The sequence below is a fragment of the Puia sp. genome (assembly GCF_035546395.1).
GTDB lineage: Bacteria > Bacteroidota > Bacteroidia > Chitinophagales > Chitinophagaceae > Puia.
The window spans coordinates 570488-583073 of the sequence record NZ_DASZXR010000019.1; the positions used below are offsets into that span (position 1 = coordinate 570488).

Consider the following 12586-nt stretch of genomic DNA (forward strand, 5'->3'; position numbering starts at 1 on the left):
GAATGGAAGTCAAACGCGATATATTATGGAGGGTATACCTCTGCTTTCTCGGCATCGTAGCGCTGTCGCTCGTGGTGCTGGGGAAAGTCGTGTATATCCAACGCGTCCAGGGCTCCTACTGGAAGGGACTCAGCGACAGCCTGCACCAGAAATTCATCGAGCTGGATGCCGAACGCGGCACCATCTACAGCGAAGACAGCAGCATGCTCAGCACGTCCATCCCCTATTTCAACATCTATATCGACTTCGGCGCCGACGGTCTTCGCGAAAAGAACGGCAAACGCTTCTTCGAGAATCTCGACTCGCTCTCCGGTTGCCTCGCCACCCTGTTCGGCGACGGATCCGCCGCCGCTTATAAGAAGATCCTCCAGAAAGGCTACAAGACCGTCGATCGCTATTACGAGCTGCAATCCAATGTATCCTTTGAAAAATATCAAAAACTTCGCGACTTCCCCCTCGTCCGCCAGGGCCGGAACAAAAGCGGCTTCATCGCGGAAGTGAATAATAAAAGATTGAATCCGTTCGGCTTGCTGGCCAATCGTACCATTGGCCTGGCAAGAGCGAATGCCCAGAACGTCGGCATCGAACGCACCTATGACACCCTGCTGAAGGGGGAGACCGGCCGCCGCCTCGTCCGCTATATCGCCGGGGGCGCCTATATCCCCGTCGAAGGCTATGAGATCGAATCGGAGAACGGTAAGGACATCGTCACCACTATCGACGTCAACATCCAGGACATCGTCGAGAACGCCCTGCAAAAAGAGCTGATCGAAAATGAGGCCGAACACGGCACCTGCATCGTCATGGAAGTGGCCACCGGCAAGATCAAGGCCATCGCCAACCTCGGCCGCCAGTCCGACGGCAGCTACTGGGAAGACCTCAACTATGCCATCCGCGCGACCGAGCCAGGCTCGACCTTCAAGCTGGCAACCCTCTTGTCCCTGCTCGAAGACAAAAAGGTCTCCCTGGACGAAACGCTAAACCTGGAAGGCGGCCACTGGAAGATCGCCAACCGCACCGTTTACGATGCCGAACCTCATGACAACCGGCTCTTCACCGTAAAACAAGCCTTTGAGATCAGCTCCAATGTCGGTATGGCAAAACTGGCCGTTGCTCACTACTCCAATAATCCCGGACAATTCATCGATCACCTCCGAAAGCTTCACCTGGATCGCCCCACGGGTATCGATCTCGCCGGTGAAGCCAACCCCCTGATCGTTACTCCAAGATCCCGCACCTGGAGCGCCACGGCCCTCCCCTGGATGGCTTTTGGCTATTCGGTGCTGATCTCGCCGCTTCAGACGCTCACTCTCTATAACGCCGTTGCCAACAACGGCCGCATGATGAAACCCTATCTGGTGAGCGCCATCCAGGAGAACGGCACCCGGATAAAAGAGACCCGCCCCACTGCCATCGTGGAGAAGATCTGCAGCGACGAAACCCTCCGGCAACTCAGGGACTGTCTCAACGGCGTCTGCCAGGAACAGGGAGGGACCGCCGCAAAACTATTCAAAGACGCCTTTTATAATGTGGCCGGTAAAACCGGCACCGCCCTCGTCGCTAACAAAGGCCGGGGCTATGCCGATCATATCTACCAGTCCTCCTTTGTCGGTTATTTCCCCGCCGCGGCGCCGAAGTACACCTGCATCGTGGTGATCAAGAATAAACCCTTTGCAAAGAATTATCTGGGCGCCAAAGTGGCGGGTCCCGTCTTCCGCGAAGTGGCCGACCACCTGATGAGCGCCAGTGTGGAACAGGGCCTGAACTACGCGGATTCGGCAGGGCCCGTGAACCCCAATGCCCTCATTGCATCCGTTCCCGCGGCAACACCCAACCCCCAGGCCGCCGGGCAAAGAACGGTGCCTGACGTAAAAGGGATGGGTTTAAAGGATGCACTGTATGCCCTTGAAAGGATGGACCTGAAGGTGGCGGTACGGGGCAGCGGAAGAGTACGATCCCAAAGCCTGGAACCGGGAAGCCCATTACAACGACGTGAAACCATACTAATTCAACTTGACTAATATACAGGACATATTATATAAGGTAAGCATCCGGAGCATTCTCGGCCCCCGGGACAGGACCATCGACAATATCCAGACCGACTCCCGGCTGGCGGGACCCGGTACCCTGTTCATCGCCCTCAGGGGTACGCTCACGGACGGACACCAATATATCCCCGCCGTGATCGCTGCCGGGGCTGTCGCCATCGTCTGCGAAGACCTTCCCGCCGAACAAAGAGAGGACATCACCTACATCCAGGTGGAAGACAGCGCCGCATCGGCCGGCATCATCGCTCATAACTTCAATGGCCAGCCTTCCGAAAAGCTGAAGCTGGTCGGCGTCACCGGCACCAACGGAAAGACGACCATCGCGACCTTATTGTTTAAGCTCTTTTCCGGCCTGGGGTATAAATGCGGTCTCCTCAGCACGGTCCAGAACCATATCGGCGAACGCGTCCTCCAGGCTACCCATACCACGCCCGATGCGCTGCATCTCAACGCCCTGCTGAAACAAATGGTGGACGAAGGCTGCACCCATGTATTTATGGAGACGAGCTCTCACGCCATCCACCAGCACCGCATCGCCGGACTCCGGTACGCCGGAGGCCTCTTCAGCAATATCACCCAGGACCACCTCGACTATCACAAGACTTTTGAAGAGTATATCCGGGTGAAGAAATCCTTCTTCGACTCCTTACCCTCCGATGCCTTTGCCATCTCCAACGCCGATGACAAACGCGGCGCGGTGATGTTGCAGAACACCAACGCAAAGAAATATTTCTATAGCCTTAGGACGCTGGCCGAGTTCAAGGGCCGCATCCTGGAGAACAATCTCACCGGCCTGGTCATGACGATCAACGACCAGGAAGTGCATTTCCGGCTGATCGGCGAATTCAATGCATACAATCTGCTGGCCGTTTACGGCGCCGCCATCTGTCTCGGCGAAGACAAGAACGAGATATTAAGGGTCCTGAGCACGCTCAGCGGCGCCGAAGGCCGCTTCGACTATATCGTCTCGCCAAAGCAAAATATCATCGGCATCGTAGACTACGCCCATACCCCGGACGCGCTGATCAATGTGCTGGCTACCATCCAAAAGTTACGGAAGGGAGACGAGAAGATCATCACGGTCATGGGCGCCGGTGGGGACCGGGACAAGACAAAACGCCCGCTGATGGGCGCCGCCGCCGCGGAATACAGCGACAAGGTGATCATCACCTCCGACAATCCCCGAAGCGAAGATCCCGAAGCCATCATCCGCGATATCGAAGCCGGCCTGAACACCGCGGCAAAAAGAAAATACATCTCGATCACCGACCGGAAGGAAGCTATCCGGACCGCCCTTAACCTCGCCGGCCCCGGGGACATCCTGCTCATAGCGGGAAAAGGCCACGAGAAATACCAGGAAATAAAGGGGGTGAAACATCCCTTCGACGATAAACAGATCTTATTGGAATTTTTTGAATTGTTAGACAAGTAATCATGCTGTACTCTCTTTTTGAATGGTTCAGACAACACGGGATAAAGGTGCCGGGAAGCGCACTGTTCCAGTTCATCACCTCACGGGTGTTGCTGGCCATCGTGTTCTCGCTGATCGTCAGCATGCTCTTCGGCAAAAGACTGATCCGCTACCTCGTAAAGAAACAGATCGGCGAGACGGTTCGCGACCTGGGCCTTGCAGGCGAACAGCAGAAGAAGGGTACTCCGACCATGGGCGGCTTTATCATCATCCTCGCGATCCTGATCCCAACCCTGCTGCTGGCCGATCTGCACAAAGCGTATATCCGCCTGATGCTGTTCAGCACCGTCTGGCTCGGCCTCATCGGGTTTATCGACGACTACCTGAAGCTTCGCGCCAAACGCATCGCCAGGGAGACCGGTGTTCCGTACAAAAAAGGCGATAAGGACGGACTGGCAGGCTGGTTCAAGGTCCTAGGCCAGGTCGTACTGGGCATCGTCGTCGGGTATACACTGTATTTTAACGCCAACACCAAGGTATGGCGCGAATACGTGGGCGCAAGGCTCCCGGCCGACACAACAGGGATCAAGGTCGTGACGCTGGACAAGGAAAAGAAATATTTTATCGAAGCGAAGGAACCGATCACAACCATCCCCTTTGTCAAGAACCATGAGTTCAACTACTCCAAGCTACTCCCGCAGGCGGTGAGAGGCCTCACCTGGATACTCTATATCATCATCGTGATCTTCATCATCACGGCGGTATCCAATGGGGCCAACCTGACGGATGGCCTGGATGGTCTCGCAACGGGTGTCAGTGCGGTCGTGGGCGCCTGCCTGGGCATTTTCGCCTATGCCAGCGGTAATATCCGCTTCGCAGAGTATCTCAATATCATGTACATCCCCAACCTGGGCGAACTCTCCATTTTCATCGGGGCGCTCATCGGAGCCTGCGTCGGCTTCCTCTGGTACAACGCCTATCCGGCTCAGGTCTTCATGGGTGACACCGGAAGCCTTACCCTTGGCGGCATCATCGCCGCACTGGCGATCATCGTCCGCAAGGAATGGCTGATCCCCATCTTCTGCGGCGTTTTCCTGGTGGAAGTATTAAGTGTGACGATACAAGTGACTTATTTCCGATATACAAAGAAAAAATACGGCGAAGGTAGACGAGTATTTCTTATGAGCCCCCTGCATCATCATTATCAAAAGCTAGGCTATCATGAGAGTAAGATCGTGACAAGATTCTGGATCGTGACGATACTCTGTGTGGCATTTGCCATCGCAACATTGAAGATTAGATAAGGCATTGAAAAACCAAACCCGCGACCTCGAAGACAAGAAATTGTGGTGCAGTTAGATCCTATGCTTTTGAAGAACCCCATAATCCGGTGAACCGGATCAGGCAGGAAAATTATGTCAAAGAAGATGGTCATATTAGGTGGTGGCGAAAGCGGCGTCGGCGCGGCCATCCTTGCAAAACAGCAGGGATACGAGGTCTTCGTCACAGACGCCGGTCCCTTAAAGGACGTCTACCGGAACGATCTTCAAAAGCACAATATCTCCTTCGAAGAAGGCGGTCACACCGAAGAAAAGGTGCTCGCCGCCGACGAGGTCATGAAAAGCCCGGGCATCCCCGACAAAACACCGATGGTCAAGGCGATCCGCAAAAAAGGCATCCCCGTTATCAGCGAGATCGAGCTGGCATACCGGTACAAGGGCGGCAGCGGGATCATCGGCATCACCGGCAGCAACGGAAAAAGCACAACCACGGCGCTGACGTACCATATCTGCCGCCACGGCGGCCTGGACTGCGCCCTCGTCGGCAACATCGGCTATTCCTTTGCACGGCAGCTGGCCGAAAACCCGAAACCCTGGTATGTCTGCGAGATCAGCAGCTTCCAGCTGGATGATATCCACGAGTTCCGGCCCGAAGTGGCCGTCCTGACCAATATCACGGAAGACCACCTCGACCGCTATGACTACAAATTCGAGAATTACATCGCAAGCAAGTTCCGGATCACGTTGAACCAGTCGGAAAAAGACAGCTTTATATACAATGAAGACGACCCTGTGATAAAAAAAAACTTAGCACATTTCAAAATTCACTCTAACCCACTACCATTCAGTATGCAACAGGAAACCAACAAAGGAGGATTTATACGCAACGGACAAATGAACGTCAACGCCGGTAGTGAGAAGCTACAAATGAGTATCTACGATTTTGCCCTCAAAGGCATTCACAATCAATACAACACCATGGCAGCAGGCATCGCATCCGCTACCGTCGGCATCCGAAAGGAGAAGATCCGCGAAGCGATACAGAGTTTTGAGGCGCTGGAACACCGCATGGAGTATGTCAGCACCGTAAGAGGAGTGGAGTTCATCAACGACTCCAAGGCGACCAATGTCAATTCCACCTGGTATGCTCTCGAGAGCATGGAAAAGCCGACGATCCTCATCCTCGGCGGCGTGGACAAAGGCAACGACTATTCACTCATCCGCGACCTGGTAAAGGAAAAAGTAAAGGCCATCGTATGTATGGGCGTGGACAACCGAAAGATACACGACGCCTTCCAGCACGATGTTCCGCTCATGGTCAATACCGCAAGCGCGGAAGAGGCCGTAAAAGCAGCCTTTCACTTTGCGACAAAAGGGGATGTCGTGCTGCTGAGCCCGGCTTGCGCCAGCTTCGATCTGTTTAAAAATTATGAAGATAGAGGGAGACAGTTCAAGGAGGCTGTCCGCGATCTATGAGCAATTCCACGACGATAGAAAGACCGGCTTTTGGCGGGATCGGCTCGCGGACAAAAGGGGACAAGGTGATATGGGCCGCCGTGGTCCTGCTCGCCGTCGTGTCCCTGCTTGTCGTCTATAGCTCGACCGGCCTTCTCGCCTACAAAATGTACAAGGGGAATACGGAGATCTATTTGTTCAAGCAATTCGCCTTTATCATGGTCGGCGTAATGATCATTTATTTCGCCCACCAGGTGAACTATACGGTCTATTCCCAGGTGGCCCGGATCCTTTTTATTCTATCCATCCCCTTGCTGTTCTATACGCTCTTCTTTGGCGTAAAGCTCAACGAGGGTAGCCGCTGGATCCGCCTGCCGATCATCAACATGACCTTCCAGACCTCTGACCTCGCGAAGCTTGCGCTGTTCATGTACCTCAGCCGCCTGCTGAGTAAAAAGCAGGATGTCATCAAGGATTTCCGTACCGGTTTCCTGCCCGTGATCACCCCGGTAGCGATCATTTGTTTGTTGATCGCTCCTGCTAATCTGTCCACTGCCCTGCTCATCGGCGCCACCAGCCTGATGCTGCTGTTCATCGGTAGGGTCAGCGCCAAACACCTGTTGCTCACCGTGGCGGTAGCCGCGATCCCAATAGCGCTGCTTATAGGCGCCGCCATGGTCCGCCACAAGGCCAACGGCGGAACCACGGAAAAGCCCAGGACGGAAGGCCACAGCCGTCTCACCATCCGGATGGAGACCTGGATCAGCCGCGTAGAGACATTTGTCTATGGAAGCAAGGAGGACAACAGCGATAACAATTACCAAACTAACCAGGCCAAGATCGCCATCGCAAAAGGCGGCATCCTCGGACTGGGACCCGGCAATAGCCAGCAACGGAACTTTCTGCCGCATCCGTACTCCGATTTCATCTACGCGATCATCATCGAAGAATACGGCCTGGTGGGCGGACTGTTCATCGTATTCATCTACCTGGTGTTCCTGCTGCGGAGCATCCGCATCTTCCGCCGCTGTCCATTTGCCTTCGGAGCCTTTCTCGCCCTGGGGCTCAGCTTTACGCTGGTCATCCAGGCGCTGGCCAACATGGCGGTGAACGTGAACCTGTTCCCGGTCACGGGGGTGACCCTGCCGCTCGTAAGCATGGGCGGCAGCTCCTTCCTGTTCACCTGCCTGGCGATCGGCATCATCCTGAGCGTGGCGCGAAACGCGGAAACTGCTGAAGGGAATGCAATGGCGTCCGCCAACAAAGAGGAGGTAGCGCATGAATAGGAAGATAATCATAGCGGGAGGGGGCACCGGCGGCCATATCTTTCCCGCTGTTGCGATCGCAGGCGCCCTGAAACAACAAGATCCTTCCATCGAACTGCTCTTCGTGGGCGCTAAAGGGAAGATGGAAATGGAAAAGATCCCGCAGGCAGGCTATCGGATCGAAGGAATAGACATCGCCGGGTTCAACAGAAGCTCTTTGATAAAGAATATCGGTCTGCCGTTCAAGTTGATCAGAAGCTTTTTCCAGGTGAACGATATACTCCGTCGGTTTATGCCCGATGCCGTCATAGGAGTAGGGGGGTATTCCAGTTTCCCGGTGCTGAGGTCGGCACAGGCCAAAGGGATCCCGACATTCATCCATGAAAGCAATTCCTTCGCAGGGAAGAGCAATATATTATTGGGAAAGAAGGCCACCCGCATCTTCGTCGCCAGCGACGGCATGGAAAAGTTCTTCCCCGCCGGCCGCATCAGCGTCGTCGGTAACCCGGTGCGCAGCGTCATCGTGCAAAGCCGGCTCACCCGCGAAGAAGGCATCCGGTTCTTCGGTCTGGATCCCGCACTGCCGACGGTCCTGTCCACCGGGGGATCTCTTGGAGCAAAGGGGATCAACGAAGCCATCGCCGCCCGTCTCGACGACTTCGGGAAGAATGACTTGCAGCTGATCTGGCAGACTGGCAAACCCTTTGCCGAACAGGCTGCCGTACTCGGCGCAGGGAGGAACAAGGTGTGGACCCGGGATTTCATCCCGCAGATGGAGTACGCCTTCGCGGCCGCAGATATCGTGGTTTCCCGTTCCGGAGCTATGTCGATCGCTGAACTGTGCGTCGCCCGAAAGCCCGTCGTTTTCGTTCCCTTCCCCTTTGCGGCGGAAGACCACCAGACCGTCAACGCCCAACATCTTGTTGATAAGCACGCGGGCCTGATGGTAAAAGACAGTGAGGCGAAAGAGAAACTGGTGGATACGGTGCTCGCCCTGGCGAAGGACAAGGCAAGACAGTCGGAGCTGAGTTCGAATATTGGCCGCCTGGCGATCACCGATGCAGGTGACCGCATCGCGGCAGAGATCTTGAAAGCGATAAAAGCATGATGGAATTCACAACGATAAAGAAGGTTTATTTTATAGGTATCGGCGGAATAGGCATGAGCGCGTTGGCAAGGTATTTTAAATTCCATGGAAAGGAGGTCAGGGGGTATGACAAGACGGCAACACCCCTGACCCGGCAGCTGGAGAACGAAGGCATCGCAGTACACTATGAAGAAGATCTTAACCGGATAATGACCGATGCCGATCTGGTGGTCTATACCCCGGCGGTGCCTTCCGGACATAAAGAGCTGGTGTATTACCGGCAACACGGTCACCCCCTGATGAAGCGCAGCGAAGTGCTGGGACTCATCACCCGTAGCTCTTTTAATATTTGTGTCGCCGGGACCCACGGCAAGACGACCATCACGACGATGATCGCCCACATCCTCCGGCATACCGGGTATGGCTGTAATGCCTTTTTGGGCGGGATCGCGGTTAATTACAACAGCAACTACTGGTCGGACCAACGAAACGTCTGCATAGTAGAAGCCGACGAGTACGACCGCAGCTTCCTGCGCCTGAGCCCCGACATCGCCGTCATCACGGCCATGGATGCCGATCATCTCGATATCTATGGAACCGCGGCGGAAGTACAGCAGGCCTTTATCGACTTCTCGGGTTGTCTGAAGCCGGGCGGGCTCCTCCTAAGTAAGGAAGGCCTCGAAAAAGGAGCGGACCTGAAAGGAGATCATCACCTGACCTATGGTCTGGAAACGACAGCCGATTTTTATGCCACGGAGATTCGCATCGACCAGGGCGACTACCTTTTCCGGATGATGAGCAGCGACTGGAGCATCGACAAAGTCGTTCTGCCCATGGGCGGAAGACACAACGTGGAGAACGCCGTAGCGGCGATCGCCGTCGCTCACCGGCTCGGCATCCCGGGCGATAAGATCGTCGAAGCCGTGGCCGCATTCCGCGGAGTGAAAAGACGCTTCGAGTACATCGTCAAACAACCCGACCGGGTCTACATCGACGATTATGCGCATCACCCCGAAGAGCTGCGGGCGGTGATCAGCGGGGCAAAAGAACTATACCCGGAGATGAAGGCCACGATCATCTTCCAGCCGCATCTGTTCACGCGGACAAGGGACTTCGCGGATGGATTTGCAAAGAGCCTCGATATGGCCGATGAAGTGCTCCTGTTGCCGATCTATCCGGCCCGCGAGCTGCCAATCGAAGGAGTAACAAGCGAGCTCATCGCCGGCAAGATGAAAAAGGCAAAACTGACCCTCGCCGATAAAAAAGAGGTGTTGGATATTATAAAGGACCGTGCCGGGAACCGGGATCAGGCGCAACTGCTGATCACCGCCGGCGCAGGTGACATCGATTTGTTGATCGAACCCATCCGGCAACTGCTGGAAGTGTAGCCCACTGTGGACGGGACGATTTCCCGGTCACTCGTTGTACCCGTCTGACGGTCCGCTGGGCCGTCGGGCGGGTCCAAGGACGACCACAGGTCGGCCGGCAGAAGGCCCATCATTGGCCCCGTTCCGGTATGAGCCTGCTCATACCGAGGCGGAGCAACCGGTATCACAAACGAAGGGAACAAAAAAGGACGAAAACAACAATGGCCGCAAGAATAAATATCAAAAAAGTAGTATCAGCCGTCTTCTGGATGGCCGCCGGCTCCGGCGTGCTGGTATTGCTCGTCGCGGCCATTCGCTATCGCAACAGCAACGTCTGCAAAGGTTTCAAAATAGACATCGCCGGCCCAATATCATCCAGATTCATCGACAAAAAGGACATCGCAGAAATTCTCACAAATGCCGGCGCAGCAAAAGGCCAGAACAAACCCATCCATGCCTTCGACCTGAGAAAGCTCGAAGGAATACTCGGAAAGAACATCTGGATAAAAGAGGCCCAGCTGTTCTTTGACAACAACGGCATCCTGCAGGTGAAAGTGACCGAACGCGAACCCGTTGCCCGGATCTTCACCCGCGAAGGGAATAGCTGTTATATCGATAGCAGCGGGATACAGCTGCCGCTTCCGGACAAGCTCCCGGCCCTGCTGCCGGTGTTCACCGGATATCCGGCCTCGAAGATCATGCTGCGGGGCGGAGACAGCACACTGACAAGGGACATCCTCCGGCTCACCGGCTTTATCCGCAGGGACAGCTTCTGGGCGGCGCGGATCGCGCAAATCGTCATTCTGCCCGGCAACGAATTCGAGCTGGAACCCGAACAGGGTAGTCAGCGCATTCATTTCGGCGACGGCAGGGATATCGCAACGAAATTCCACCGGCTCGATATCTTCTACCGGCAGGTCCTGAGCAGAACGGACCCCGGCAAGTACGAACATATCGACGTGGCCTATTCAGGACAGGTCATCGCGACAAAGAGAGGAAGTGCGAAGACCCGCTACGATTCCGTGCAGGGCATGAATAATATCCGGCAGATGATCCGATCGGCACAGCAATTGCAACCCGATACCATTCGTCAGCAGAATATCCGCCCCCTGGAAGGGATCAACAACGGGACAGATCAAAACCTGAACACACTCGATCTCCTGCCGGGCGCAACAGACAGCCCGGTCGCAAGACCCGATCACCCGGCCGCAGGTCCGCCGAAACCAAAAACAACGACATCCCCCAAAAACCGTAAGAAAACAACTAATAATAAATAAACTAAACTATGAACCAGGAACAACCGATCATTGTCGGACTCGATATCGGGACAACCAAGATCGCTGCCATAGCAGGTCGCAAGAACGAGTACGGCAAGCTCGAGATACTGGGCTTCGGTCGCGCCAACTCCAATGGGGTGAAGCACGGCCAGGTCCTCAATATCGACGAGACGATAAAGGCCATCCAGATGGCGCTGGAGAATTGCTACGCCTCCAATCCGAACCTCGAGATCAGTGAAGTCTACGTCGGCATCGCCGGTCATCATATAAAGAGCCTTCAAACCCGCGGCGACATCGTCCGGCAGAATACCGACGAAGAGATCACCCGCAGAGAGATCGATCAGCTCGTCGCCGACCAGTACAAGACCTATATTCCCGCAGGCGATCAGATCATTGACGTGATCCCGCAGGAGTTTACCGTTGACAATTTCCAGAACATCCCCAACCCGATCGGCTACGGCGGTGTCAAGGTCGGCGCTAACTTCCATATCATTACGGGCGACAAGAACGCCATCCGCAACATCAACCGCGCCGTCGAGAAGAGCAATCTCCTCACAAAGGACCTCGTCCTGCAGCCGCTGGCCTCGGCCGCGGCCGTCATGGGCCAGGAAGACCTGGAGGCCGGCGTAGCCATCGTCGACATCGGCGGCGGCACCACCGACCTGGCCGTGTTCTATGAGGGCATTCTTAAACATACGGCCGTGATCCCCTTCGGCGGTGAGAATATCACCAACGATATAAAGACCGGCCTCGGCGTTCTCAAGACCCAGGCTGAACAAATGAAGGTGCAGTTCGGCTCGGCTTTGTCGAACGAGGCAAAGGCCAACGCCTATATCACCATCCCCGGACTGCGCGGCATGCCGGCCAAGGAGATCAGCGTAAAGAACCTGGCCAATATCATCCAGGCCCGGATGAGCGAGATCATGGATTTTGTCACCTACCACCTCAAGCAGGTAGGGCTCGACAGCCGGATGCTCAACGGCGGCATCGTTCTCACCGGCGGGGGCTCCCAGCTGCGCCACCTGATCCAGCTGACGGAATACATCACCGGCCTCAACGCCCGCATCGGGTTTCCAACGGAACACCTGGCCGCCGGGCACATCGAAGAGCTGGCGCGGCCCACGTACTCCACCTGTATCGGCCTTATCCTGAAAGGATACAGCGACTATGAGCACAACCGTAAAGCGTTCGAGAAGGAATACCGCAAGGTGGACGTACCCGACAATCTCAAAAAGGCCGAAGCCCAGTCGGCCGCCCAGTCCGCATTACCCACCGAAGAACAGCTGCAAAGCGAGCGGGTTCGCAACCGTAAAGGCGTAAAGGATTTCTGGGGCAAGTTTAAAGACGGGATTATTGATCTCTTCAAAGAAGAAGAAGATCATCACTTATAAATTTT

The 12586-nt window shown here is 55.3% G+C and carries 9 protein-coding genes; all 9 read left to right on the forward strand.

The genetic code is table 11. The annotated features are described in order from the left end of the window. Positions 1-2 precede the first annotated feature (2 nt). The 9 genes from VHE34_RS28800 (at position 3) to ftsA (ending at position 12581) form a co-directional block, all read left to right on the forward strand. Positions 3-2021 carry a penicillin-binding protein gene (locus VHE34_RS28800; RefSeq protein WP_325594575.1) on the forward strand — a complete coding sequence of 673 codons (2019 nt, stop codon included), beginning with the start codon at positions 3-5 and terminating at the stop codon, positions 2019-2021. Continuing rightward, on the forward strand, positions 2014-3480 hold the full coding sequence (locus VHE34_RS28805; protein WP_325594580.1) for a UDP-N-acetylmuramoyl-L-alanyl-D-glutamate--2,6-diaminopimelate ligase: 1467 nt from the start codon (positions 2014-2016) through the stop codon (positions 3478-3480). Before VHE34_RS28800 ends, VHE34_RS28805 begins: the two co-directional genes overlap by 8 nt. Positions 3481-3482: 2 nt before the next feature. Beyond that, complete coding sequence (gene mraY / locus VHE34_RS28810; protein ID WP_325594582.1) at positions 3483-4763, forward strand: phospho-N-acetylmuramoyl-pentapeptide-transferase; 1281 nt, start codon at positions 3483-3485, stop codon at positions 4761-4763. 111 nt (positions 4764-4874) lie between these two features. Next, positions 4875-6215 (forward strand): UDP-N-acetylmuramoyl-L-alanine--D-glutamate ligase, encoded by a 1341-nt coding sequence (gene murD / locus VHE34_RS28815; RefSeq protein WP_325594584.1) that lies wholly within the window; start codon positions 4875-4877, stop codon positions 6213-6215. Then, positions 6212-7480 (forward strand): FtsW/RodA/SpoVE family cell cycle protein, encoded by a 1269-nt coding sequence (locus tag VHE34_RS28820; protein WP_325594586.1) that lies wholly within the window; start codon positions 6212-6214, stop codon positions 7478-7480. Before murD ends, VHE34_RS28820 begins: the two co-directional genes overlap by 4 nt. Further along, positions 7473-8567, forward strand: coding sequence for an undecaprenyldiphospho-muramoylpentapeptide beta-N-acetylglucosaminyltransferase (gene murG / locus VHE34_RS28825; protein WP_325594588.1), 1095 nt, complete (start codon positions 7473-7475; stop codon positions 8565-8567). Before VHE34_RS28820 ends, murG begins: the two co-directional genes overlap by 8 nt. Then, positions 8564-9934: a UDP-N-acetylmuramate--L-alanine ligase gene (gene murC, locus VHE34_RS28830; protein ID WP_325594590.1), complete on the forward strand. Its 1371-nt coding sequence runs from the start codon at positions 8564-8566 to the stop codon at positions 9932-9934. Before murG ends, murC begins: the two co-directional genes overlap by 4 nt. Positions 9935-10134: 200 nt before the next feature. Beyond that, a complete protein-coding gene (locus VHE34_RS28835; RefSeq protein ID WP_325594592.1) occupies positions 10135-11190 on the forward strand; it encodes a hypothetical protein in 1056 nt (351 codons plus the stop codon). Between the two features lie 8 nt (positions 11191-11198). After that, on the forward strand, positions 11199-12581 hold the full coding sequence (gene ftsA, locus VHE34_RS28840; protein WP_325594594.1) for a cell division protein FtsA: 1383 nt from the start codon (positions 11199-11201) through the stop codon (positions 12579-12581). The last annotated feature ends 5 nt before the right edge of the window (positions 12582-12586 follow it).

Bases quoted from the DNA above. Each gene is read 5' to 3' on its own strand.
- VHE34_RS28800 (WP_325594575.1), top strand. From the start codon at position 3: ATGGAAGTCAAACGCGATATATTATGGAGGGTATACCTCTGCTTTCTC.
- mraY (WP_325594582.1), top strand. From the start codon at position 3,483: ATGCTGTACTCTCTTTTTGAATGGTTCAGACAACACGGGATAAAGGTG.
- murD (WP_325594584.1), top strand. From the start codon at position 4,875: ATGTCAAAGAAGATGGTCATATTAGGTGGTGGCGAAAGCGGCGTCGGC.
- VHE34_RS28820 (WP_325594586.1), top strand. From the start codon at position 6,212: ATGAGCAATTCCACGACGATAGAAAGACCGGCTTTTGGCGGGATCGGC.
- murG (WP_325594588.1), top strand. From the start codon at position 7,473: ATGAATAGGAAGATAATCATAGCGGGAGGGGGCACCGGCGGCCATATC.
- murC (WP_325594590.1), top strand. From the start codon at position 8,564: ATGATGGAATTCACAACGATAAAGAAGGTTTATTTTATAGGTATCGGC.
- VHE34_RS28835 (WP_325594592.1), top strand. From the start codon at position 10,135: ATGGCCGCAAGAATAAATATCAAAAAAGTAGTATCAGCCGTCTTCTGG.
- ftsA (WP_325594594.1), top strand. From the start codon at position 11,199: ATGAACCAGGAACAACCGATCATTGTCGGACTCGATATCGGGACAACC.